Genomic DNA, 23,950 nt, shown 5'->3' on the forward strand with positions numbered 1-23,950 from the left:
ATTTAGTAACAATATTACTAATAATTTTTGGTAGTTTCTACCAAATTATTTCATTTTAATAGCCTCTTTAACTGTTATCTTTTTTTGTCCTTTAAAAGCGACAATAAATGCAGAAGAATACCCTTTAAGCTTTGCTTTCTTTAAAGCGTTTACTACTTCAGAAAACATCGAAGAATTTCCGTAATAATATTTATAAAAATTACCAACTTTAACTCTTTCAATATCTTTTAAACCTTTAAAATTATAGGGTTTAGTTGTTATTTTATTCTTACCTGATGCTATTTGTACTTTAAAAACTACTTTATCTGTTTTTATAATTTTATTAGTATCTGTAATGGTATTAATTTTTAAGTTCTTAAAGTACTTAATTATTGCATCTGCTATTGCACCTGCCATTAAAGTTTGCCCTTTCTTAGAATTAAGATACCTCCCTTCTTTTTTGTTTGTTAAAAAACCAAGTTCTACTAAAACACTTGGCATTATAGTTTCTCTTAAAACTTGAAAATTATCTTGTTTAACTTTTCGATCGTTTCTTTTTAATTTAAAAGCAAAATTATTTTGAATAAAACTTGCTATTGCTAAACTTTTATCTAAATTTTCTTCTTGAAGGAGCGATAAACCTATTACAGATTCTGCTGAGTTTGGGTCAAAACCTTTATATTTATCTTTATAGTTGTCTTCTTGTAAAATTACCGCATTTTCTCTTTTAGCAATTTCTAAGTTTTTTTTATTCCCCCTGAGACCTAATACAAAAGTTCCAGCTCCATATGCATTTGATGTGTGAGAATCACAGTGTATGGAAACAAACAAATTTGCTTTTGCATGATTTGCGATTTCTCCTCTTTTCCAAAGTTCTATTTTAACATCGCTCTTTCTTGTATAAATAACTTTTATATCATTGCTTTTAGATAATTTTTTACCAACCAATAAAGCTACTTTTAAAGCAATATGTTTTTCTTTATAACCGTTTCCTAAATTTCCAGGATCTTTACCTCCATGACCAGCATCTAAAACTACAACATACTTTTTTTGACCTAAAATTGTTAATGAATTTGAAAAAAGAATAAAAGAAATCAATAAAAGAAAAATAAATCTTCTTTTGGTATTAATTTTGTGGTTTTGTTGGAATTGCATCAATAAAATTTAACTAATTTTGGCATCGTAAATTTGGTGCTTCAAATATTGAGCCATATTTTTACTTTTACACAAAAATACTATTTATAGCATTGCAATCAAACCTATCATACTTACTTTTATTGTGTAGCCTCTTATTTTTTCAGATAGGGTTCTCTCAAGATAAAAAATCTACAGAGAAAAAAATAATCACAACTCAAAAAAAAGACTCTATTATTGATATAAAAAAAGATTCCTTATTAATTAAAAAAAGAGACACTATTGCAAAAGACTCTATTAAACCAAAAGAAAAAGTAGAGGATATTATTGTCCATGTTGCAAGTGATTATACCATACAAAATGCTAAAGACAAAACAGTTACTTTATATAACGAAGCTAACATAACCTATACTGACATTGATTTAAAAGCAGGAATTATTATTGTTGATTATAAAAAAAACACGCTTTTTGCTAAAGGAATTATTGATAGTACAGGTTATATACAAAGACCAATTTTTACTCAAGGAGGTCAAGAATCTGAACAAGATTCAATAATTTATAATTTTAAAAGTAAACGTGCTTTAATCTATGGTTTAAAAACTAAACAAGGAGAAATGTTTACTTATGGAGAAAAAACGAAAAGAGTAAATGACTCCACAATTTTTGTAAGAAAAATAAGGTTTACTACATCAGAAAAGAAAATTCCAGATTATTATATTGCTACGGATAAAGCAAAACTAGTTCCTGGAAAAAAAATAATTGTTGGTACAAGTAATTTGGTTTTAGCTGATATACCTACGCCATTATTTTTACCTTTTGCCTACTTCCCTCTAAGTGAAACCAGTGTTTCTGGATTTTTGATCCCGGCTTTCGACACTGGTAGTAGTCAGAGAGGTATTGGATTTCAAAACGGAGGTTATTATTTTGCAATAAGTGATTATTTTGATTTGTCAGTTCGTGGAGATTTATATTCTAATGGAAGTTGGGGGCTAAGAATGAGTTCTAATTATAAAAAAAGGTATCGCTTTAGTGGTTCTTTTAATTTAAGCTTTGAAAATAACATTAGCGGAATTAGAGGTTTCGATTCTTTTAGTAAATCGAATAACTTTAACATTAGGTGGTCGCACAGCCAAGATTCTAAAGCCAGTCCCAACTCAAGATTTTCAGCTTCAGTTAATTTAGGAAGTAGTCGTTTTTTTAGAGAATCTCAAAATCAGTTTAATGTTTCTCAAACCCAAACTAACACATTTAATTCTTCTATAAATTACAGTAAAACTTTTGTAGGTACTCCTTTTAACATGAACTTAACTGCGACACATCAACAAAATACAAATACTCAAGAAATTACAATGACCCTTCCCTCTCTTACGTTAAACATGAATAGGATTTATCCATTTGTTGGTAAAGGAGGAGTAAAAAAGACGCCAATACAAAAATTAGGTTTCAACTATGCAATGCAAGGTCAATACTTAATAAAAACTACAGAAAATGATTTCTTTACGAGTAAAATGTTTGAAACTGCCAGATCTGGAATGACTCATAAAACGAGTACCAATACCAACATTAAAGCTTTCAAATATTTTACTTTATCTCCAAGTGCAAATTATGAAGAAGTATGGCATTTTGATTATATTCAGAAAAATTACGATGCAACACAAAATGTTGTAGTTACAGACACTTTAAGAGGTTTTAAGAGTTACAGAGAGTATAATGCGGGGGTTAGTTTATCTACAAATATTTATGGTACTTTTAATTTTAAAAAAGGTAGACTTAAAGCAATAAGACACACTTTTAGACCATCTATTTCTTACTCTTATAGGCCAGATTTTAAAGATAAATATATTAAATCTGTACAAAGGAGTGTAGACCCATTAGATTTAGAAGAATATACTGTTTTTGATCAAGGAATTTTTGGAGGCCCCTCTGGAGGTTTAAGTAATTCAATTGGTATAACTTTAAATAATGTTATTGAGGCAAAAATGGCCCCAAAAGACCCAGATAGTGATGAAGAAGATGAAAAAATCACCATTTTAAACAATCTTAATTTTTCAAGCTCCTATAATATAGCTGCAGATAGTTTACGATGGTCTCCCATAAGTTTTTCTGCTGGAACTCGATTATTTAAAGACAAACTAGCTTTGAATATAAATGGCTCGATGGATGTTTATCAGGTTGACGAAAATGGCTCAAGAATTAATAAATTTAATTCTAATATTTTCAGATTAACAAATGCAAGCTTAACAGCCAACTACTCTATTTCGAGTGCTGATTTTTCAAAGGATAAAAAAGAAGATAAGAACAAAAATAGAGACCCAAACAATTCTCAAGACGTTATAGGTGCTGATATTAACCCAACTGATAATATAGGGCAACGAAATGCTGTTAATTCTAGTAAAGAAGATAAAAACAAAAGCGCAAACTTATATAGAGCTGACATACCTTGGTCTGTAAACCTAGCTTATTCTACTAATTATAGAAACAATGGTATTTCTGGTGGAGAAATTGGTGTGCACAGTTTAATGTTTAGTGGAAATTTAGAACTTTCTCCTAAATGGAGTGTTGGTTATTCTTCTGGATATGACATAAAAGAAGGTGCATTTACTTTCTCGAGGTTTAATTTTAGTAGAGATTTAGATAGTTGGCAATTTAACTTTAATTGGGTTCCTTTTGGAACAAACTCTTCATATACCTTTTTTATTGGTGTAAAATCTTCGGTTTTAGCAGACTTAAAATGGGATAAAAATAAACCGCCTGATAGAAGACTTTTTTAGTATGATTATCCTACAATTTATTTTACCTATTTTTTTTGGTTTTTATATGATTTATAAATCTATTAAAGTTCTTGACAAAATTGACAGATTAAAAAAGAATGGGATAAGAAAACAAGCTAGAGTTATAAAAATAAGAGAAGAAATAGGCTCACAAATAGATGACAATTATGGGAGTTCAAGAACTTATTATTACACCGTAAATTTTAAGAATAAAAATGGTCGTGAAATTGAAAAAGAAATTGAATTTGGATTAAATAAAAAGCCCAAAAGAAATCCGCCATTTTCAATTAGTATTCTATATAATATTAATAAAAATAAAGATATAGATATTACTTTTGAAAATAGTAGAAGAATCATTTTAGATGGTTTTCTTTTACTATTTATTGGACTTTTATTTCTGGGTATTGTTTTATATAATTACAATGGCCAAATTAATATCATCTTAGATTTTATAAAAAACATATTAAAATGAAAAAAATAATAACAACAAAAAAAGCTCCAGCACCTATTGGACCATATAATCAAGCTGTTTTAAGTGGGAATACTCTTTATACTTCAGGGCAAATTGCAATTACTCCAGAAACTGAAGAACTTGTTTTAGATTCTATAAAAAATGAAACTAAACAAGTAATGGAAAACTTAAAAGAAGTTTTAGCAGCTGCAGATATGACTTTTGAAAACGTAATTAAAACCTCCATTTTTATTTCTGACATGAATAATTTTGGAGAAATCAACGCTGTCTACGGAAGCTATTTTAATGAAGAAACTGCACCTGCAAGAGAAACTGTAGAAGTTGCTAACTTGCCTAAATTTGTAAATGTAGAAATTAGTGCTATTGCTGTGAAATAGTATTCAGTATTCAGTATTCAGTATTCAGTATTCAGTATTCAGTATTCAGTATTCAGTATTCAGTATTCAGTATTCAGTATTCAGTATTCAGTATTCAGTATTCAGTATTCAAAACTAAAAAAACCTGATAACTTAAAAGTTATCAGGTTTTATATTTTTAGTTGAATTACTATTACTATAAAGTAGCAGCGTATTCAATTAAGTCAACTATTTTAGTAGAATAACCCATTTCGTTATCATACCAAGAAACAACTTTTACAAAGTTATCATTTAAAGCGATACCTGCTTTTGCATCAAAAATTGAAGTTCTTGTATCTCCAACAAAATCTTGAGAAACAACTAATTCTTCAGTATATCCTAAAATACCTTTCATAGCTCCACTTTCAGATGCAGCTTTCATAGCCGCACAAATTTCATCATAAGAAGCCGATTTTTCTAACTTTACAGTTAAATCTACAACAGAAACATCCATTGTTGGAACTCTAAAAGCCATACCTGTTAATTTACCATTCATTGCAGGAATTACTTTTCCTACTGCTTTTGCAGCTCCTGTAGAAGAAGGAATTACATTACCTAATGCAGAACGTCCACCTCTCCAGTCTTTCATAGAAGGACCATCAACAGTTTTTTGAGTTGCAGTTGTTGCGTGTACAGTTGTCATTAAACCTTCTACAATACCAAAGTTGTCATTTAAAACTTTAGTTATAGGTGCTAAACAGTTTGTTGTACAAGATGCATTAGAAAAAATCTTCTGGTCTGCTTTCAATTCTGTATTATTTACACCCATTACAAACATTGGTGTGTGATCTTTTGAAGGCGCAGATAATACTACTTTTTTAGCTCCAGCTTCTAAGTGCTTTCCAGCAGTTTCTTCAGTTAAGAAAAAACCTGTAGATTCAATTACATAATCAACACCTACTTCATCCCATTTTAAATCAGCTGGATTTCTTTCTGCAGTAATTCTAATTTCGTTTCCGTTTACAACTAATTTACCATCTTTTACATCAACAGTTCCATTAAATTTTCCGTGAACTGAATCGTATTTTAACATATATGCTAAATAATCTACATCTAACAAATCGTTAATTGCTACTACCTGTACATTATCTCTTAAAACCGTTTGTCTGAAAGCTAATCTTCCAATTCTTCCAAATCCGTTAATTCCTACTTTTATCATTTTACTAATCTTTAAATTATTAATTCTATGTTGTTATTATATCTGATATTCTTAGCAATTCGTAATTTATGGAGTGACCTCCAGAAACTGCTTCTTTAATATCTGTGCTTATTACTTTATTATCTTTTAAGCCTACCATTAAATTTGTTTTACCATCCAATAATAGCTCTACAGCTTTTACACCTAACCTACTTGCCAAAACTCTATCAAAACAAGATGGAGAACCACCTCTTTGCATATGACCTAATATACTAACTCTTACATCATATTGCGGTAAGTTTTCTTCTACATAAGCTGCTAATTCATATACATTTTTCCCAGATTTATCGCCCTCAGCAACAACCACTATACTAGAAGATTTACCAGCTCTTCTACTTCTTTCAAGAGACTCTAACATTCTATCTAAACCTAAATCTTCTTCAGGTATTAAAATTTCTTCAGCACCTGCTCCTACTCCCGCGTTTAACGCTATAAAACCAGCATCACGCCCCATTACTTCAACAAAAAATAATCTATTATGAGAAGAGGCTGTATCTCTAATTTTATCTATCGCTTCTACGGCAGTATTTAACGCTGTATCATAACCTAGTGTATGTGATGTTCCAAAAATATCATTATCAATTGTACCTGGAATTCCTATCACAGGGAAATCAAATTCTTCATTAAAAATTACCGCTCCTGTAAAAGAACCATCTCCACCAATAACAACCATTGCATCTACCTCACGTTCTTTTAAGTTTTCGAAAGCTTTTGCTCTTCCTTCTTTGGTTCTAAATTCGGTAGATCTTGCAGACTTTAATATTGTACCTCCTTTGTTTACAATATTATGAACACTTCTGGCTGTTAACTCAATAAGATCGTCTTCAATAAGACCTTCATAACCTCTATATATACCTACACAACTTAAACTATAATAAGCACAAGATCTTACTACAGCTCTAATTGCTGCATTCATTCCTGGAGCATCTCCTCCAGAAGTCATGACTGCTATTTTTTTTATATTCTTCATAATTTGTTGATGTAAAATTACTGCTTTATAACCATTTAAAATAATAAAACTACGAAATCGTTTTAGGCTGTTTCGCCCTATTTTAAGGCGAAAAGTAACACTTTATTTTTAAGATAAGGATAATTATTATTATCGTTTTGTTAAACTTTTTAGTAATACAAAACAAATAACACAATGGTAAGAATTATATGATGAAAACTATTCTTTAAAGTTGTAAAAAAAACTAATTTCCTTCAAAATTAATTAACTCATTCTTGACTTTTTTTAAAGTATCTTTTTGAATAATTGGCTTAGGTTTTCTTTTTTTAATTCCAATTTTTTTAAGCAAATCTGAAAGTGTATTAAAATTTACTTGATAAGACAGTCCAATTCCTTGAGTGTAACCTTCTTCTTGTTGAGAATATTGAATTTCGTTTTGACGATTAAAAATAACTCCTCTAAAATTTCCTTCTTTATTTAGTAGTACTTCTACTTTTACTTCTCCAACAACACTAGATTGAGTTTGAGCCCCAACTGGCACTCCAACTTTACCATTAATAATTACTCTATCACTAACTTGAGTACTTACTGAAACATCTACTTGATTATCAATAATATTTAAACGATCTGCATTATTTCTATTACCTTGTTGGTAATCTACACCCAATTGAAACTTGCTATCGGGGTTATTTAACAAGCTATTAAAAGCGGCAGCTACAGCACTTGAAGCAGTATTAGAAATCGTTTCACCAGCATTAAAATCTACTTTATCTGGATTTGCAAAATTTCCAAAGGCTAGTAATGAAATAAATTGAGTTGTTTTCTCATTGACATTATTATCATTTAAAATAAACTCTAATTCGCCTGCTATTGTTGGATCTACATTTGTTAATTGAATGTCTAAATCTTGTTTAGAGCTAAACAAACCTCCAGTTATCCTTGTAACCAAATCTACCTCAATCTTTCTATTAGAATTAAAATTCTGTAATAATACCCCTGGATTTGCTTTAGCTTTGTAAATTGCAGTAACATCTAAATTTGCTTCATATGGATTTCCATTCCATGATACAGTTCCGCCTTTTTGAATCACAAAAGGTTTATTTACAATTCCTCCATATTTAAAATCATAAACCCCTTTTTCTATCGAATAATCTCCAAACATGTTAAATTTACCTCGAGTATCAATTTCTATTCTAAGGTTTCCGTTTCCATTACCTGTAAGTTGACTTCCGAAGACTTCATCAATTACCACTTGAGCTGTAGCATCTTTTGTAACTTCTAAATTAATGTTTAACGACAATCCTTTAAGTGCTTCCAGAGCTATTTCATTTTGGCGCTCTACAACTTCTTTTTCTTCAGTTTTAAAATGAATTAAGCGATAACTATCTACTGTTTCAACATCTTTTAAGGGAACTACAAACAAAGTTCCTGAATTGGTCTTTGCATTTATTTCTATTGTTAATTGATCTGTTAATCCCGTAATAGATGCTGTACCATCTATAAATGCTGATCCGTAGTATAATGCTTCTTCTGTATTTTCTGTATCTAAAACAAGTAGATTATCACTTTCTATTTCAAAATTTAAAACCCATTTTTCAAAGTTTAAATGAGCAATATTTCCTTTAAGTTTTCCGTTAGTTTTGTGTTTTGTATCTAACAACGAAAAATCTTCGAAAATAAAATATTGTTCTTGCAATGTAATTATAGACTCACCTTCAAAATCATAATCCACATTTAAGTAAGGAAACTTAAGTCCAGCATTTTTAAGTGTTAATGTTCCATCCATATCAGGATTTCTTAGAAAACCTCTTAAATTAAAATTACCACTAGCACTACCTCTTATAGAAGACAAAACATCTTGACCTAGCGGACTAAAAGCATCTAAACCAAACTCTTCAAGAAAAACTTCTAAATCTATAATTGGTCTTTTATTAGAAAAATCTAGACTTCCTAAAGCAGCAATACTTTTTACTTTTTTATTTTCTAATGATAGATTTACATTGTATTTTTCATAAGAGTTGTCACCAACAACATTTAATAATAAATCTCCTTGCCTAAATTTATTTACTTCAAAATCTTTTATTGATAAAGTAGCTTCAGGACTATAGTTACCTTCTTTTTGAATAAAATCTAAATTTCCAGATAACTGTCCTTTTAATGCTAAACTATCTATCTCTGGCAAAAAACTTTCTAATTGAACTTTTGTAAAGTCTGCCAAAAAAACTTTTTCTTCATCTCCTTTTAAACTTCCAGTAAACTCTATCTTTTGTTCTCCTGAAACTAATTTAAATTGACTGAAACTAAACTCATTTGTTTTTAAATCAAAAGTAATTCTATCTGTGTTTAATTTATCTGGATTTATACTCCATATATTATCTTTAAATTTAAACGAAGAATCTTCGAAACCTAAAACAGATTTTCCTTCTTGATTAAATGTATAGAAAAAATCTAAATTAAAATCTTTATTCTTTTTTAAACCTCCTTTAAATACCGATTTAAAAAAAAGTGTGTCATTTTGAGTTCTGTTAAGCAAGTTTAATTTTGCTATTTTATAATAATCGGTATTAATCTCTTCTGCTGTTAAACTCGTGTTATATAATGGGTTTTGATTATTGGTGATAAGCCTAATTTTTTTAATTTCGTTGCCATAAATATTTAACTTTGGTGATGCAAAATCTACTCTTAAAAGACTTTTATTTGAGTTAATTCTACCTTTTATTTTAGTATTATTATCAATAGATATTTTAGGGTAAAACACACTTACAATTTGGTTATATATTGTAAAGTTAAAATCTACGTATTGATTTGGTGTAACTTGGTAAGGAGAATAATTTGCATAAATGCTACCCAATGCATTTTGAGAAACAGGTAGTAATTCTGAAAAAGAAAACTTACCAGAAATATAACCTTTAGCAATATCTTGAGACTCAACATCAATAGTCTTTATACTATCTTTTAGTGAGGAAGTAACATTAAATTCTTTAAATATATATTCTTTAGTTTGATTTTTATAAACAATATTTTTAAAAATTGCTTTTCCTGTAATGTTATCTAGAGTATTTCCTTCAATATCTAACTGAATATTCCCTTTTAAAACAGCAATACTGTCTCTATTAAAAAGGTTTGTTTCTTTAAGATTTAGGTGTTCAATATCAGATTTAAAATCAAATTTGTGGATTTTAGATGATAAATCTGCTAACCCATTAAATTTCATTTTAAAATTCTCGTCTTCTATTGTTAAAAAACCATCAAATTTATTGTTTTGATATTGTCCATTAGCTTCAATATTTTTATACACGTAATCTTTAAAAGTAAATTCTGACACCTTACCAATAAAGGAAGTATTTATTGTTTCTAATTTAAATCCACTTCCATTAACATCTCCTTTTAAAGATAATGTGCCAAATAAAGGATCATTAAATAAAATACCAATATTAAATTTTCTAAACTCTAGATCTCCACTATATGATGCGTAATCAATATTATCGATATCAGAAATATGCAAATCAGAGATAATACTACCTATTTCTGATTTTAAATTAACAGTTGCATTCATTTGATCCGGAGTAACATTAATTTTACCTTTAATAGTAAACTGACCAAACTTACTAAATTCTGAAGGCAAATTTTTACCCAAAACGTTTGGTAAAATATTTTTAAACTTACCATAAGTTGCTGTTAAGTTTTTTAGATCTCCTTCAAAGACAAAACCGTTTTCATTATTTACTGCATTCACAAATGCTAAATCTCCATCAATTCTTATTCCGTGGTTCGTTCTAAGTTTTAGATTACTTAAAGAAAAGTTATTCAGTTTACCATTCAGCTTTCCTGAGAAATTTATCTTGTCATTTCCATTTAATTCATTGTAATACTTTTTTAAGTCTTCTATAGCAAGCTTACTTCTATGAAAATCTCCAGTAATTTTTACTTTATTATTAAAATCTGCTAAATCTTTTCTGCTGTATGTAAAATCAATATCAGCTTTTATATCAGTATTTCTAGTTTGCAAACTTATTTTTTTAAAATGCATTGCCGTTTTAGAGTAAGAAAAATTTGTAGTTAAGTTTGTTACTTCTAAACCTCTATTATCTACAAAATACAACCCTCTAATTTTTGTAGCAAAATCTGGCCCGTGAATTAACATATCTTGCAAACTACCGCCAGTTTTTTCTGTAGAAAACAAAAGAGCATCTTCCTTATTTAGATCTATCAACTTAAAATTTAAATTATTAAGATATACATCTGATGATTTTAAAACAAAGGGTGCAGCTAAAGAATCTTTTTTGGTTCCATCATCAAAACTATCGATAAATATTGCCATATTATCTTCCGTTTCTCCTTTGTAGGTTTTCATATAAAAATGAGCTCCGTCTAAAGAGATACTTCCTAAATCCATTTGATTGTTAAAAACCTTCTTTACACTTAAAACCGAAGTGCTCAATTTTTTTACAAATATTAATGTATCAGAATGATGATCTCTGATTTCTACGCCTTTTAATCGTACATTTCCCAAAAAGGATAAGTCGATTTTATCAATAAAAATATTGGTATTAAAGTCTTGATTTAGCTTATTAGTAGCATAACTACCTAGTTTAGTTTGAATAGCAGGAATTGAAAGCAGAATACTTATCAACAATAAAAAGAGTAAAATATACCCTAACCATTTTAATATTTTTTTCCCAATTCTTTTGATAACTAACTCGCTTTTATTTCTAATATTTTATTGGTAATATTAATCAAAAATACTGCCATTTATTACAAAGAACGTTCAAATTTAACAAAGAATTAAATTTCTATACTTAAAAAAAGTTTTCTAGATAAAATAATCGTTAATTTTGCCGCAAATTGATTTTTTTCATGCAAAAACCAATGTATATCCTTGGAATAGAATCTTCTTGTGATGACACAAGTGCTTCTGTGACATGCAACTCAAAAATATTAAGTAATGTTATTGCTAACCAAGAAATTCACTCTAAATATGGAGGCGTTGTTCCAGAGTTAGCTTCAAGAGCACATCAACAAAACATTGTACCTGTTGTACAACAGGCAATAGCACAAGCAAATATCACTAAAGAAGAATTATCGGCTATTGCTTTTACAAAAGGTCCTGGTTTAATGGGGTCTCTTCTTGTTGGTACCTCATTTGCAAAATCTTTAGCTTTAGGTTTACAAATTCCACTGATTGCTGTAAATCATATGCAAGCGCATATTTTAGCACATTTTATTCAAGAAGAAGATAACAAGATTCCTCCTTTTCCTTTTTTATGTTTAACTATAAGTGGTGGCCATACACAAATTGTGAAGGTTGCAAATTATTTTGAAATGGAAATTTTAGGAGAAACTATTGATGACGCAGTAGGAGAAGCATTTGATAAATCTGCAAAAATATTAGGTTTACCTTATCCTGGAGGTCCTTTAATAGATAAATACGCAAAATTAGGAAACCCAAAAGCTTTTACTTTTACCAAACCTAAAGTTGGGGATTTAGATTTTAGCTTTAGTGGTTTAAAAACTGCAATTTTATATTTTGTACAAAAACAACAAAGAATAAACCCTAATTTTATAAAGGAAAAATTGAATGATATTTGTGCCTCAATTCAGTTTACTATCGTAGAAATTTTAATGGATAAACTAAAAAATGCAGTTAAAAAAACGGGAATAAAACACATTGCAATTGCTGGTGGTGTTTCTGCAAATTCAGAAATTAGAAATCGCTTACAATTGGCAGAAAAACATTTTAATTGGACTACTTATATTCCTAAATTTGAATATACAACCGACAATGCTGCAATGATTGCAATTACTGGCTATTTAAAATACTTAGACGGTAATTATTCTGATGTTTCAGTTACTGCCAAAGCAAGATTAAAAGTAACTGAATAAAATGCTTTCTTTAAAAAATAAAATCCTTTTCAATTTTTATTATTTCCTTTTTTGGGTTTGTTATTTTATTTTGGCTAGATTACTATTTCTTATATTTTATTTTAATAAAACTACAGATTTAGAGTTTCTAACCATTTTAAAAACCTTCTTATATGGCTTAAGATTAGATGCTTCTTTTGCAGCTTATCTTTGTCTTTTTCCATTTCTATTAATCATTTTTAGAGTTTTTACAAATTGGAAAATAATAGAGGTTTTTCTTAAGTGGTATTCCATAATTATTATAATTATTATAAGCTTATTGCTTGTTTTAGATTTAAATTTATATCAAGCTTGGGGAACCCGATTAGACACTACTCTTTTTAATTATTTGAACACCCCCGAAGTAATGATTGCTTCGGCTTCTAGCTCTCAGCTAATTTTGGGAATTATTGCTTGGTTCATTATATCGTTTACAGTAATAAAACTATTTTTAAAATTCTTTATAAATTTCAAAAAACAAATTAAAAAAGGATTATGGTTACAAACATTTGCACTTCTACCAGCGCTGGCTCTTTTAATACTAATTGGTAGAGGTGGTCTGCAAACCATTCCAATAAATCAAAGTAATGTGTATTTTTCTAATAAAATGTTTGCCAATCATGCAGCATTAAATTTTATATGGAATTTCTTTAATACAATAACTCATAAGACAGATGGGACAAATCCGTACAAATATTTTGATGATGAAACTGCTAAAAATATTATAAATAAAAGAAGAAATTCACTTTTAGAATCAAATACCGACAGCATTTTAAACACAAATAAACCCAATGTAATTCTAATTCTTTGGGAGAGTTTATCAGCTAAAGTAGTAGGTTCTTTAGGTGGTGAATCTGGTGTTACACCTAATTTAAATAAGCTATCAAAAGAAGGTATTTTATTTACCAATTTTTATAGTAATGGGGACAGAACTGATAAAGGAATTCCTGCTATTTTAAGTGGATATTACCCACAACCTATTAAAAGGATTATGAGGATGCCCAATAAAACTAGAAGTTTACCAATGCTGCCTAAAGAAATGAATACTTTAGGATATAAAACAGCATTTTATTACGGGGGAGATTTAAATTTTGGCAATATGAATACCTATTTAAGAAGTGCTGAGATTCAAGAAATTGTAGATGGCAGTGAATTTGATGAAAAAGATTGGAATTCTAAATGGGGTGCTTATGATGATGTTTTTATGAAGCGTTTTGCAAAAGACATTTCTAAAAAACAACCTGAACCCTTTTTTAAAATTGCCTTAACCCTATCTAGTCATGAACCTTATGAAATAAAGGGTGAATATAAATTTGGTAAAAAAGGAGAAGATAATAAGTACAGAAGTGCACATGTCTATACAGATAAAGTTATTGGAGATTTTATTGCATTTGCAAAAACACAAGATTGGTACAAGAATTCATTAATTGTAATTATGGCTGATCATGGACATAGTTCTCCAAAACATGAAGGACCTTATTTTTCTCCTAAAAAATTTCAAATTCCAATGCTCTGGTTGGGAGGAGCTATACATAAATCAGGAATAGAAATAAACACTGTTAGCAGTCAAGTTGATTTTGCATATACACTTTTAGATTTATTAGATGGAAACAAAGATAAATTTATATTTGGCAAAAATATATTCAATACATCAGACAGACAATATGCACATTATGTTTTTAACAAAGGATATGGAACACTTACGAAAGATGACCTTTATGTGTATGATTATATTGGTAAAAAGCCGATTCTGAATTCTAAAGATTCTAGTAAATTAGACTCTTTGGGTAAAGCAATTACTCAAATATCTTATCAAGATTTTTTAGAAAGAAAATAAGGTAACTTTAAAATTAATAATTACTTTAGTTATATAAAATCGTAGCCATGAAATTAGAATTGCATGAAAAAGTACTAACCAACTTATTTAACATAAACAACAACCTTACTTTTTTTGATATTGGTGCTTGTGAGGGACTGAGCAGTGTTAGATATTTAAACATTTTCAAAAAAAGTAACATTTATGCTTTTGAACCTATTCCTAATAATTTTTCTAAAGTTTTAAAAAATAAAAACAAATATAATTTAGACAATTTACATCCACATGAGATTGGTTTATCTTCAAGAAAAGGAACAGCAACTTTCTATGTTTCTTCAGGAAAACCTCCAAATAGAGATACTCCAGACGACAACTCTACAGATTTTGGAAATAAAAGTTCATCATTATTTAAACCTGGAAAAACTAAAGAAGTTCATCCTTGGTTGGAGTTCAAGGAATCAATAACAATAAAAACTAATACATTAGAAAACTTCTGCTCAGAAAAAAAAGTAAAAACCATAGATTTTATTCATATGGATGTTCAGGGAGCAGAATTAATGGTTTTACAAGGAGCCAATTCGATGCTTAAAAATGTAAAATCTATCTGGTTAGAAGTAGAAAAAGTTCCACTTTATGAAGGACAAGCTTTAAAAAGTGACATTGAAGAATTTTTAATTAATAATAATTTCAAGCTTATTTTAAGTAAAGTAAATCATATAGCAGGAGATCAATTTTGGGTAAGACAAGATTATTTTGATAAATTATCTCATAAAACTAAATCACATTTAAATTCAGTATCAAAAAAAGTTGTTTTTAAATCTAACCTTTCGTCAGTTATTGGTAAAATAAAAGATAGCATTAAAAAAAAATAATTCAGTTACATTTATATAAATCAAAAAACCTCAAGTTTTAGCTTGAGGTTTTTAGTTATTAGAGAAAAGGTTCAATTAATCTTCTAAATCATTTTTCTTAGAGTGTTTTTATAGAGCAACCAATAGCTCTAGTTTCTGTTTTCATAGGTTTTTTACCCATTAATAATGCATCAACTGCATCTTCCACATATTTTTCTGTTACTTTATTTGGGTTTCTAGAGCTATTATCTATTGCTCCAATATATTCTAATGTCATTTTTGATTTACTTACAATATATACATGGGGAGTTCTTGATGCTCCAAATTTTGGATACACTTTTTGTCCTTCATCAAATAAATAAGGAAAAGTGAATCCTTTTTCAGCAGCTCTTACTTTCATTTGTGGAAAACCATCTCCTGGCATTGCTTTTGGATCATTTGGATTAATAGCTATAACTGGATATCCTAATGTTTTATATTTTTTATCTAATGCGATAATTCTATCTTCGTTGGCCACTGAATACGGACACATATTGCAGGTAAAAATGATGATAAATCCTTTCGCATCAGTATAATCTGACAAAGAAACCATTTTATCATCAATATTCTTTAATTTAAAATCTTCTATAACATCACCTACTTTGTAACCATCTCTTGGTTTTATAGAAAATGCAACAGACATAGATAAGACAAATAGTAGTAAAAGTGATTTAAAAACTTTCATATTGTTAAGGATTTAAAAAGGTTATTAATTCTTTTTCTAAAGTTTCATAACTAAAAGATTGCTCGTAAAACTTTCTTTTACTTTTATTATAAATAATGGTAGCTGGTAGTGCTCCAGACCAGTTTGAGTCTATTGCTTTGATCCAGAAATCTTCATCAACATCATCTAGCAAAATAACTTTAGATTGTAATTTCTTTTTATTAATAAATGGAATTAGTCGTTTTTCTACTTGTTTCGGAAAATCTAAACTTACCAACAAAACTTCTACTTTTTTGCCTGCATATTCTTGATTAATCCTCTCAAAATAAGGTAATTCTTTTACACATGGTCCGCACCAAGTTGCCCAAAAATTAACGACATAAATTTTATCATCGTTTTTTGTTAATAATGGTTTTAATTCATTAAAATCGTATGACTTTACTGAAGTTATTTTTTTAAAATCTTCTTTACAAGAGAGTAAAAATAAAAATATTAAACAAGAGAAAATTAGCTTTTGCTTCATTTCTTAAATTTACAAAGAAGTTATTTCTCAAAAAAACAATTAACTAATCCTTAACAAAATATCCTCATAATCTTATAATCATGAGGGTTTTGGTATTTGTTAACTATCTTTTTAGTCAAAGATATCATTTAAAACTTTTGCCAATCGAATTCCACCTTTTTGTAATTGTGTTCTAACAGTACCAAAGTATTTATAAGAGTATCTGTAACGTAAATTCTCTCCTACTTTTACAGATTTATATACTTTTTTTGTCAGTTCATGCACTTCATCTACCCATTCTACAATTGTACCTTTTTGAATGGCTTGAATCTGTTTTTTAGACAAATCTTTAGCATTATCTGCCAATTCTATATAACTCATATCCCATTCCTCTATCATATTTTCATCCCAAACTCTATGCAAATTTGTGCCTTTACCAAACCATTGCACTTGTATTGTATTCCCTCCCTTATCTTCTCTTCTACCAATATGCATTGGCTGATGTAAATCACCAATAAAATGAACCAACATTTTTAGGAAAAATTCTTTATCTTCTTCAGAACTCTTTTTATCCTTTAAAACTGAAATACATTTTTTTATTCCAGTAACTAAATCTCCTTGAGGATTTTTCTTGGATGTTGCATAAGTTTTATCAAAATCCATATTAATATAATGCCAAGAATAATACTTGTTAAACTTTTTATCCGATTTTATTTCGTCAGCAAAAGTAGATACGAAAGCTAAACTTTGCCCTTTTAAGATTTTATCAATACATTTTCTTGTCTTTTTTGTAAGATGTTTTTCAGCAATTTCACCTGTGGCTCTATGTCCATTTTTTCCCCAAAACATTGGTTTTTCTAATGTTATATTCGAAAAAAACAAAAAAGATATTAAAAATATGAATTTAATTTTCATCAGTAATTAAGATTTGAATTGATAGCTAAAATATAAAATAAATCTCTATTAATTTGGAAATCAACAAAAAATAATCATATCTTTGTAATATCATTTTAATATCACTTTAATTTTTATATAATGAAATCAGAAAAAATAATAAAACCAGCTAACGGTTATTTAATGTTAGCAATTGTACTAATCTTCTTCTTTGGAGGAATAATCATGTCAATAATTCATGAAACACCACTATATATTCCATTAATAATTATCGGTTTTATTGGTTTTTTTGGCTTCATACTAGTAAATCCAAATACTTCTAAAGTAATTCTACTTTTCGGTAAGTATGTAGGAACCATTAAAGAAAATGGTTTGTATTGGGCAAATCCCTTATACAGAAAGAAAACAATTTCTTTAAGAGCCAGTAATTTTGATAGTGAACGTTTAAAAGTGAATGATAAACTAGGAAATCCTGTTATGATTTCTACTATTTTGGTTTGGAGAGTAACCAATACCTATAAAGCTGCTTTTGATGTGGACAATTACGAAAACTTTGTAAGAGTTCAAACTGATGCTGCCGTTCGTAAATTGGCAAGTATGTATCCTTATGATAATTTTGCAGACGAAGGTCATGATGAAGATATTACCTTAAGATCTAGTGTAAATGAAGTTTCTGAAGCTTTAGAAAAAGAACTTGAAGAACGTTTATCTATTGCCGGAATAGAAGTTTTAGAAGCCAGAATTGGATATTTAGCATATGCTCAAGAAATTGCTTCTGCCATGTTAAAAAGACAACAAGCAACTGCAATTGTTGCGGCAAGACATAAAATTGTGCAAGGTGCTGTAGAAATGGTAGAAATGGCTTTAGAAGAACTGAGTAAAAAGGAAATTGTGGAACTAGATGAAGAACGTAAAGCAGCAATGGTTAGCAATTTATTAGTTATATTATGTGGTGATAAAGAAGCGTCTCCAGTTGTTAATACAGGTACTTTAAGTCATTAAAATGTATGATAATAAACAATCAACACATTTGTATTAAGTATTTCTTTAGGGACTTCTTTTGGAACGGCATTCGGCACAATGTTTAATAATATTACTATAGGTGTTGTATACGGAGCTTCAATTGGAACTGTTATAGGTATCCTAATTAGTTTTGTCTCTTATAAAAAAAATAAAAAATGAAGAAATTTGTTTTGGTTGATGGCTATGTTTCTATGGATAATAATAAACTCTTCCTAGATCTAAAAAGCTATAAGTCAGACCTAAAAAGAAGGGGTGGTTATTTAGGTGTTTTTTTAGTTCTTATTGGAATTAGTGCATTTGGAAATCTAAAAAGAGAAAAATATTTTGAAACAATATTTCACTATTTAGATTTTGGTTTTCGAATTATTGGAATGATAGCAATTGTGCTTATAATTTACAATTTGTTTTTCTTAAAAAAATCGAAAAAGAATTTAATTATAAATGAAATAATTAAAATTAATTTAGATAAAGAAGAATTTGAAACAGAATTAACTCTAGTTTTCTCTGACAAAAGAGAGCAAGATTTGAGTTTTAGAAATTTAGAAAATCAAATAGAACCATTTTTGGATGATTTAAAAAAAAGAAACTCTAGGATAATAGTTAAAAACATTTAATGTCACTAGCAAGTCAAACATATCAAGTTATAGATGGTAATTTAGAAATTAACAATTCTGAAATTAAAATTAATTATAGAAAATGGAAATATGTTATCATTTTATTTAAATTTTTTATGAGTCTTCTGTTTATTTCTACTTTTATAAAAAAAGTAGAAAACTATGAGAATATTATTGGAGTTTATGAAAATATAAAGTTGTGGTTTTTTGGAATAGTAGCTGTTCTTATAATTTATGATTTTTTTCGTTCACTTTTTAAAAAAGTTTGGGTAAATAAAATAGACGTAAACGATTTAATTAAAATTGAAGTTTATGATGAAAATGAAGAAGATGAAAATATTGATGAAGACAGTAAGATAGAAATTACACTATTCAAAAATAATGGTAGAAAGAAAGTAATCGAATTACAGAAAGAGAAAAATCAAATAGAATACTTTTTAAAAGATATTAAAAAAAGAAATTCAAGAATAGAAATAAAATATTTATAAGATGAAAGAATATAAAGTTATAAAGTTAAAATTAGGTTTTAGAAATAGATTACAAAATCTTGAAGATATCCTAAATCAGCATGCAAGAGAAGGTTGGCAGGTTTTAGATTTGCCTCAAGGTTGGATGGCAGTTGTTTTAGAAAGAGATAAAAACAGATAAAATGAAAGTTTTAAAAGAAGAACAACGCTTTACACAACCCTGGTTGTTCTTAATTTTAGGGATTAGTATTATGGTACCTATCGGAATTATTCTTAAGGAATTTTATAAAGAAAACTCTAATGTTTCTCTAAATGAAGTAATCTTTATAATAATGTTAATTCTCATATGTACTATTCCTATTTTCTTTTTCAAACTAAAAACAAGAATTGATGAAAATGGCATCCATTATCAGTTTTTTCCTTTTCACTTTTCTTTTAAGACTATTTCTTGGAAAGAAATTAAAAATGCTCATGTTAGAAATTATGACCCTATCGGTGAATATGGTGGTTGGGGATTAAAAGGTGGCTTTCCATTCAATAAAAAAAAAGGAAAAGCTATTAATGTAAAAGGAGACATTGGAATTCAATTAGAATTGCAGAACAATAAAAAAATTTTAATTGGTACTCAAAAAGAAATAGAAGCTAAACAAGTTTTAAAAACGTATTTAAATTAATTCACTATGATTAGAGTGATTTTATACTTGGTTTTATATGTCATAGGAATATCTGTTACCATTGCTCAGGTAAAATCTGAAGGTATTCTGTTAAATAATAATGACGTAGAACTTCCTGGAACCCTCACTTATACTCAAACCAATTTACCACTAATTATTTGGGTTCACGGTTCTGGAAACATAGACCGCAATGGGAATCAAACCCCAATGATTAAAGCCAACTATATTAAACAATTTAGAGACAGTATTAACAAACACAATATTGCTTTTTACAGTTATGATAAAAGAACAGCAACCAAAAAAAATATTCCTATTCTTAAAAATGGGGTTCATATTAACGATTATGTAACTGATGTAAAAAAAGCAATATATCACTTTAAAAATGATAAGCGTTTTAGTAAAATTATTCTTGTTGGCCATAGTCAAGGTTCTTTAGTTGCAATGTTGGCATCAGAGAAAGTTGATAAATTAATTTCTATTGCTGGTCCTGGAATGAGTGCAGACAAAACAATTATCAAACAAATTCAAGAAAAAGCACCTTTTTTAGATTCTATTACCATAGCTCATTTTAAAGAATTGGCTACTACTGGAAAAATTGAAAACGTAAACCCAATGCTTATTTCTATCTTTAGAAAAGAAAATCAATCTTTTTTAAGTTCTTGGATAGAATACAGTCCAGAAAAAGAAATTCAAAAAGTAAAAGTTCCTATTTTAATTGTAAATGGTGATAGAGACTTGCAAGTAAAAGAAACAGATGCAAGAGATTTACACAAGGCAAATCCGAATGCAGAAATTAAGATTATTAAAAACATGAATCATGTTTTAAAGGAAGTAAATTCTAACATTGAAAACCAAACTTCATATTTAAAACCAGATTATCCGTTATCATCAGAATTAATTAAAACAATAGTAAAATTTATTAAAAAATAGTACATGGCAAAGAAAAAGGCATTTGCATTGCGCATGAATGAAGATATGATGAAAGCTATTGAAAAATGGGCTTCGGACGAATTCCGCTCTACAAACGGACAAATCGAATGGATGCTAATGCAAAGTTTAAAAGATGCCAAAAGAGAACCTAAAAAAAAGGAAGAATAAATTAGTTGGCAGTTACAGTTTTCTTTAAAAAGAATCTCGTTATCATTAAATAATAACGAGACTCAAAAAATCAAATTTACTTTTCTTTTACTTTTTCACTATTCTTTTTACAATAGTTCCTTTATCCGATTTTATCACACAGAAATAGACTCCTGTTGATAAATTTGAAACCTTAATACTATTCTCTTTAAAACTTCCTGTTTTTACTTCAACTCCAACTGAATTGAACAATTTATAAGATTCTAATTGATGAGAAGTGGTCACAGAAATAACATCTTGAACTGGATTTGGATAAACCCCAAAGTCTTTTACCAAAGCTTGGTTAACTCCTAAAGCGTTATCAATTTTAAATGCAACTACATCATGCAATCCCCAAATACCAGCTTCGTTTTTTGCTCTTACAAATAATAGGTGTTCTCCTTCTGTTAGGTTTCCTGTATTAATGTCTGTTTCAAAATTACCCTCACTATTCGTTGCTAACGTAATTGCTGTACCTGTACCATAATCTTTAAACTCATTAAAATAATATTCAGCAGCAATTATTGGAGATTCTTCTGGTTGCATAAAAGCAGCTCCAGATTTATAAAACATTGATCTCTCAAACGTACTCCATTCTTTATTTCCATTTTGCGCTCTAAAATATATGATATGAAAACCTTCTTCTAAACTACTTACATCTACTGTAAAAGCTTGACTAATTTCTTTACCAGAGGCATCTAAAGGAATATTTTCTCCTTTTCCATAACCAGGATCTGTATCAAAAAAATATTCTGCTCTCACAATTGACGATTCTGAATAGGTAATTTCTTGTTTGGTAGAAATATAAAACAATCTTCTACTAAAATTACTCCATTGATTATTTACACTTTTTACTCTTACATAAATAATATGCATCCCTTTTGCTAAGCTACTTACATCTACAGAAAAAGTAGATTCTAGTTCATTCGTTTCGGTTATAGCAATTGCTTCTCCTTTTCCATAACCAGGATCAGCATCTATAAAATACTCTGCAGATTTTATATTTTTTATAGAAACATCACCTGTAAATGCAATATTTGAATCAATCTTATAAAATAAATTTCTATCAAAAGTACTCCAAACATTATTCTGTTTTACTCGAACATAAATGGTATGAAAACCAGATTGTAAATTTTGAACGGGAGTTTCAATGGTTTTAGTAAACTCGCCATTTGTTTCTGTAACTGTAAAACTAGTTCCATTTCCATAACCTGGGTCGTTGTTAAAAAAATACTCGCCTGTTTTTATTTGTTGTCCATAAAAAAGAGTAGACAGCAACACAAACCCAAAGAGTATTTTATATTTTAAAAACCTCATAATTAGTTAGATTTACCAGTAAATGTAACTTTTATGGTGCCATTTTCTGGTACTTGTCCAGTAGAAGAAACTATTTGTATAGTTGGTATACCAAAAGGATGCAAAGTTGTTCTATAATTATACCCATTACCCATAATACCAATATCTTGATTGTTTAAACCTGCACCAATGGCTGGAGAACCTGTCATTAATGTAAAATCATTTGTAATATCTTCAAAATTATCACTATTAAATTTAGTAAATTGTGGGTTGGTATTTTCTAAAATATCTGAAATAGAATAATTGACAGAGTTTGCTTCATCAATCTCAAAAGTAGCACCACCATAGTTAAACAATAAACAATTTGTTAAATTTACATCATTTAATCTTAACTTTATTAGATTTGTAGACCTTACTAAAAATATACAATTCTGCACCAAGGCTTTTTTACCATTAGCCTTATCTACATTAGTTAAAAAACTAGTGCTTATAAAAATATTATTTGTAATAATTGTTGAGTTTACCTCTACAACAGAACCAATACCACCCGTTATAAAGTTGTTAGTAATGAGCGTTTTTCGTGGGTTGTTAATATTTCTAATATAATTACCTCTAATGGTAGCAATTCTATTGGTGGTTGTTGGGTTTCCAAAGTTGATTGAATTTATTAAATTATTTTCTATTAATAAATTAGTTGCAAAGGTTGTACTAATTCTATTAATACTCAACCCTTTAATAATTGTACCAGAACCAGAGAGTTTAATTTCTATAGTACCAATTGTTGCAGGGTTTGTTCTAGGTGTTCTCCCTAATAATACAATTTTTTTATCAATTTCTACATTTCCATAGTTAATAGTAGAAGAATGTACATAAATGGTATCCCCTGTATTTGCAGCATTTATTGCGGTTTGTAAATTTTTAAACATTGGGTTGGTGTCTTCTTTGTTATCGACAGAAATTTGTGCATTCAATAAATAAGAACAACTTACAAAAACTGTTAAAATTAGGTTTTTAAAAAGTCTAGTTTTTTTCATAGTAAGTTTTATTTTAAATTTAATTAGACAAACCTATACTGAAAAGTAACATTATAAAATACCTACAAATAGGTATTTTAATAAAACACAATCATTAAATAAAGCATATGATAAACTATATTTTTTTTAATAAAAGTATTTAACCTTTTTAAATTTGAAAT

General features: G+C 28.5%; 22 protein-coding genes. 13 read left to right on the plus strand and 9 right to left on the minus strand.

Features of this window, described 5'->3' with window-relative positions; translation table 11 throughout:
- Nucleotides 1-45: 45 nt before the first annotated feature.
- Complete coding sequence (locus tag DIS07_RS08565) at nt 46-1,134, minus strand: N-acetylmuramoyl-L-alanine amidase family protein (RefSeq protein ID WP_109404824.1); 1,089 nt, start codon at nt 1,132-1,134, stop codon at nt 46-48.
- A 122-nt stretch (nt 1,135-1,256) separates the two neighbouring features.
- Between DIS07_RS08565 and DIS07_RS08570 the strand changes: the two genes are divergently transcribed.
- Genes DIS07_RS08570 through DIS07_RS08580 form a run of 3 tightly spaced genes read left to right on the plus strand, consistent with a single transcriptional unit; the run spans nt 1,257 to nt 4,733 of the window.
- Nucleotides 1,257-3,884 carry a putative LPS assembly protein LptD gene (locus tag DIS07_RS08570; RefSeq protein ID WP_235869114.1) on the plus strand — a complete coding sequence of 876 codons (2,628 nt, stop codon included), beginning with the start codon at nt 1,257-1,259 and terminating at the stop codon, nt 3,882-3,884.
- Nucleotide 3,885: 1 nt separating this feature from the next.
- Entirely contained in the window at nt 3,886-4,356 is a 471-nt protein-coding gene (locus DIS07_RS08575; protein ID WP_109404825.1) for a hypothetical protein, read from the plus strand.
- Nucleotides 4,353-4,733 (plus strand): RidA family protein, encoded by a 381-nt coding sequence (locus DIS07_RS08580; protein WP_109404826.1) that lies wholly within the window; start codon nt 4,353-4,355, stop codon nt 4,731-4,733. The genes DIS07_RS08575 and DIS07_RS08580 overlap by 4 nt, the downstream gene beginning before the upstream one ends.
- Nucleotides 4,734-4,908: 175 nt before the next feature.
- Here the strand turns inward: DIS07_RS08580 and gap are convergent, their stop codons facing one another.
- The 3 genes from gap to DIS07_RS08595 form a co-directional block, all read right to left on the minus strand.
- Nucleotides 4,909-5,910, minus strand: coding sequence for a type I glyceraldehyde-3-phosphate dehydrogenase (gap, locus tag DIS07_RS08585; RefSeq protein WP_109404827.1), 1,002 nt, complete (start codon nt 5,908-5,910; stop codon nt 4,909-4,911).
- A 25-nt stretch (nt 5,911-5,935) separates the two neighbouring features.
- Nucleotides 5,936-6,922 (minus strand): 6-phosphofructokinase, encoded by a 987-nt coding sequence (gene pfkA, locus DIS07_RS08590; protein WP_181374581.1) that lies wholly within the window; start codon nt 6,920-6,922, stop codon nt 5,936-5,938.
- Nucleotides 6,923-7,142: 220 nt separating this feature from the next.
- Complete coding sequence (locus tag DIS07_RS08595; protein ID WP_109404829.1) at nt 7,143-11,531, minus strand: translocation/assembly module TamB domain-containing protein; 4,389 nt, start codon at nt 11,529-11,531, stop codon at nt 7,143-7,145.
- 224 nt (nt 11,532-11,755) lie between these two features.
- Between DIS07_RS08595 and tsaD the strand changes: the two genes are divergently transcribed.
- The 3 genes from tsaD (at nt 11,756) to DIS07_RS08610 (ending at nt 15,487) form a co-directional block, all read left to right on the plus strand.
- A complete protein-coding gene (gene tsaD / locus DIS07_RS08600; protein WP_109404830.1) occupies nt 11,756-12,781 on the plus strand; it encodes a tRNA (adenosine(37)-N6)-threonylcarbamoyltransferase complex transferase subunit TsaD in 1,026 nt (341 codons plus the stop codon).
- Nucleotides 12,782-12,851: 70 nt separating this feature from the next.
- A complete protein-coding gene (locus tag DIS07_RS08605; protein ID WP_235869115.1) occupies nt 12,852-14,636 on the plus strand; it encodes an LTA synthase family protein in 1,785 nt (594 codons plus the stop codon).
- 47 nt (nt 14,637-14,683) lie between these two features.
- A complete protein-coding gene (locus DIS07_RS08610) occupies nt 14,684-15,487 on the plus strand; it encodes an FkbM family methyltransferase (RefSeq protein ID WP_109404832.1) in 804 nt (267 codons plus the stop codon).
- A gap of 97 nt (nt 15,488-15,584) precedes the next feature.
- Here the strand turns inward: DIS07_RS08610 and DIS07_RS08615 are convergent, their stop codons facing one another.
- From DIS07_RS08615 to DIS07_RS08625, 3 genes are all read right to left on the minus strand, one after another.
- A complete protein-coding gene (locus tag DIS07_RS08615; RefSeq protein WP_109404833.1) occupies nt 15,585-16,190 on the minus strand; it encodes a thioredoxin family protein in 606 nt (201 codons plus the stop codon).
- Nucleotides 16,191-16,194: 4 nt separating this feature from the next.
- Entirely contained in the window at nt 16,195-16,692 is a 498-nt protein-coding gene (locus tag DIS07_RS08620) for a TlpA family protein disulfide reductase (protein ID WP_109404834.1), read from the minus strand.
- A 111-nt stretch (nt 16,693-16,803) separates the two neighbouring features.
- Nucleotides 16,804-17,586 (minus strand): S1/P1 nuclease, encoded by a 783-nt coding sequence (locus DIS07_RS08625; RefSeq protein ID WP_109404835.1) that lies wholly within the window; start codon nt 17,584-17,586, stop codon nt 16,804-16,806.
- Between the two features lie 120 nt (nt 17,587-17,706).
- Here DIS07_RS08625 and DIS07_RS08630 point away from each other — a divergent pair, with 120 nt between their 5' ends.
- The 7 genes from DIS07_RS08630 to DIS07_RS08660 all read left to right on the plus strand — a co-directional run bounded on the left by DIS07_RS08630 (nt 17,707) and on the right by DIS07_RS08660 (nt 21,441).
- On the plus strand, nt 17,707-18,567 hold the full coding sequence (locus DIS07_RS08630) for an SPFH domain-containing protein (protein WP_109404836.1): 861 nt from the start codon (nt 17,707-17,709) through the stop codon (nt 18,565-18,567).
- 176 nt (nt 18,568-18,743) lie between these two features.
- Nucleotides 18,744-19,202: a hypothetical protein gene (locus DIS07_RS08635; protein WP_109404837.1), complete on the plus strand. Its 459-nt coding sequence runs from the start codon at nt 18,744-18,746 to the stop codon at nt 19,200-19,202.
- Nucleotides 19,202-19,690, plus strand: a complete 489-nt coding sequence (locus tag DIS07_RS08640) for a hypothetical protein (protein ID WP_109404838.1) — start codon at nt 19,202-19,204, stop codon at nt 19,688-19,690. Before DIS07_RS08635 ends, DIS07_RS08640 begins: the two co-directional genes overlap by 1 nt.
- Nucleotide 19,691: 1 nt before the next feature.
- Entirely contained in the window at nt 19,692-19,850 is a 159-nt protein-coding gene (locus DIS07_RS08645; RefSeq protein WP_109404839.1) for a DUF4177 domain-containing protein, read from the plus strand.
- 1 nt (nt 19,851) lies between these two features.
- The gene (locus DIS07_RS15085) at nt 19,852-20,343 is read left to right on the plus strand and encodes a hypothetical protein (RefSeq protein ID WP_181374569.1); all 492 of its coding nucleotides are present in this window, start codon (nt 19,852-19,854) and stop codon (nt 20,341-20,343) included.
- Between the two features lie 6 nt (nt 20,344-20,349).
- Nucleotides 20,350-21,273, plus strand: a complete 924-nt coding sequence (locus DIS07_RS08655) for an alpha/beta hydrolase (RefSeq protein WP_109404840.1) — start codon at nt 20,350-20,352, stop codon at nt 21,271-21,273.
- Between the two features lie 3 nt (nt 21,274-21,276).
- Nucleotides 21,277-21,441, plus strand: a complete 165-nt coding sequence (locus DIS07_RS08660) for an Arc family DNA-binding protein (protein WP_109404841.1) — start codon at nt 21,277-21,279, stop codon at nt 21,439-21,441.
- An 87-nt stretch (nt 21,442-21,528) separates the two neighbouring features.
- On the opposite strand, the gene DIS07_RS08665 is transcribed toward DIS07_RS08660, so the two are convergent.
- Together DIS07_RS08665 and DIS07_RS08670 are read right to left on the minus strand one after the other, a co-directional pair.
- Complete coding sequence (locus DIS07_RS08665; protein ID WP_109404842.1) at nt 21,529-22,776, minus strand: T9SS type A sorting domain-containing protein; 1,248 nt, start codon at nt 22,774-22,776, stop codon at nt 21,529-21,531.
- A 2-nt stretch (nt 22,777-22,778) separates the two neighbouring features.
- On the minus strand, nt 22,779-23,789 hold the full coding sequence (locus tag DIS07_RS08670; RefSeq protein ID WP_109404843.1) for a right-handed parallel beta-helix repeat-containing protein: 1,011 nt from the start codon (nt 23,787-23,789) through the stop codon (nt 22,779-22,781).
- Nucleotides 23,790-23,950 lie beyond the last annotated feature (161 nt).

Origin of the sequence: Polaribacter aquimarinus (assembly GCF_003129485.1) — a bacterium.
GTDB classification, from domain to species: domain Bacteria; phylum Bacteroidota; class Bacteroidia; order Flavobacteriales; family Flavobacteriaceae; genus Polaribacter; species Polaribacter aquimarinus.

Coding starts and splice junctions, on each gene's coding strand:
- DIS07_RS08670 (WP_109404843.1), bottom strand. CDS start 23,789: ATGAAAAAAACTAGACTTTTTAAAAACCTAATTTTAACAGTTTTTGTA.
- DIS07_RS08665 (WP_109404842.1), bottom strand. CDS start 22,776: ATGAGGTTTTTAAAATATAAAATACTCTTTGGGTTTGTGTTGCTGTCT.
- DIS07_RS08660 (WP_109404841.1), top strand. CDS start 21,277: ATGGCAAAGAAAAAGGCATTTGCATTGCGCATGAATGAAGATATGATG.
- gap (WP_109404827.1), bottom strand. CDS start 5,910: ATGATAAAAGTAGGAATTAACGGATTTGGAAGAATTGGAAGATTAGCT.
- DIS07_RS08565 (WP_109404824.1), bottom strand. CDS start 1,134: ATGCAATTCCAACAAAACCACAAAATTAATACCAAAAGAAGATTTATT.
- DIS07_RS08630 (WP_109404836.1), top strand. CDS start 17,707: ATGAAATCAGAAAAAATAATAAAACCAGCTAACGGTTATTTAATGTTA.
- DIS07_RS08635 (WP_109404837.1), top strand. CDS start 18,744: ATGAAGAAATTTGTTTTGGTTGATGGCTATGTTTCTATGGATAATAAT.
- tsaD (WP_109404830.1), top strand. CDS start 11,756: ATGCAAAAACCAATGTATATCCTTGGAATAGAATCTTCTTGTGATGAC.
- DIS07_RS08640 (WP_109404838.1), top strand. CDS start 19,202: ATGTCACTAGCAAGTCAAACATATCAAGTTATAGATGGTAATTTAGAA.
- DIS07_RS08615 (WP_109404833.1), bottom strand. CDS start 16,190: ATGAAAGTTTTTAAATCACTTTTACTACTATTTGTCTTATCTATGTCT.
- DIS07_RS08575 (WP_109404825.1), top strand. CDS start 3,886: ATGATTATCCTACAATTTATTTTACCTATTTTTTTTGGTTTTTATATG.
- DIS07_RS08610 (WP_109404832.1), top strand. CDS start 14,684: ATGAAATTAGAATTGCATGAAAAAGTACTAACCAACTTATTTAACATA.
- DIS07_RS08655 (WP_109404840.1), top strand. CDS start 20,350: ATGATTAGAGTGATTTTATACTTGGTTTTATATGTCATAGGAATATCT.
- DIS07_RS15085 (WP_181374569.1), top strand. CDS start 19,852: ATGAAAGTTTTAAAAGAAGAACAACGCTTTACACAACCCTGGTTGTTC.
- DIS07_RS08620 (WP_109404834.1), bottom strand. CDS start 16,692: ATGAAGCAAAAGCTAATTTTCTCTTGTTTAATATTTTTATTTTTACTC.
- DIS07_RS08580 (WP_109404826.1), top strand. CDS start 4,353: ATGAAAAAAATAATAACAACAAAAAAAGCTCCAGCACCTATTGGACCA.
- DIS07_RS08625 (WP_109404835.1), bottom strand. CDS start 17,586: ATGAAAATTAAATTCATATTTTTAATATCTTTTTTGTTTTTTTCGAAT.
- DIS07_RS08645 (WP_109404839.1), top strand. CDS start 19,692: ATGAAAGAATATAAAGTTATAAAGTTAAAATTAGGTTTTAGAAATAGA.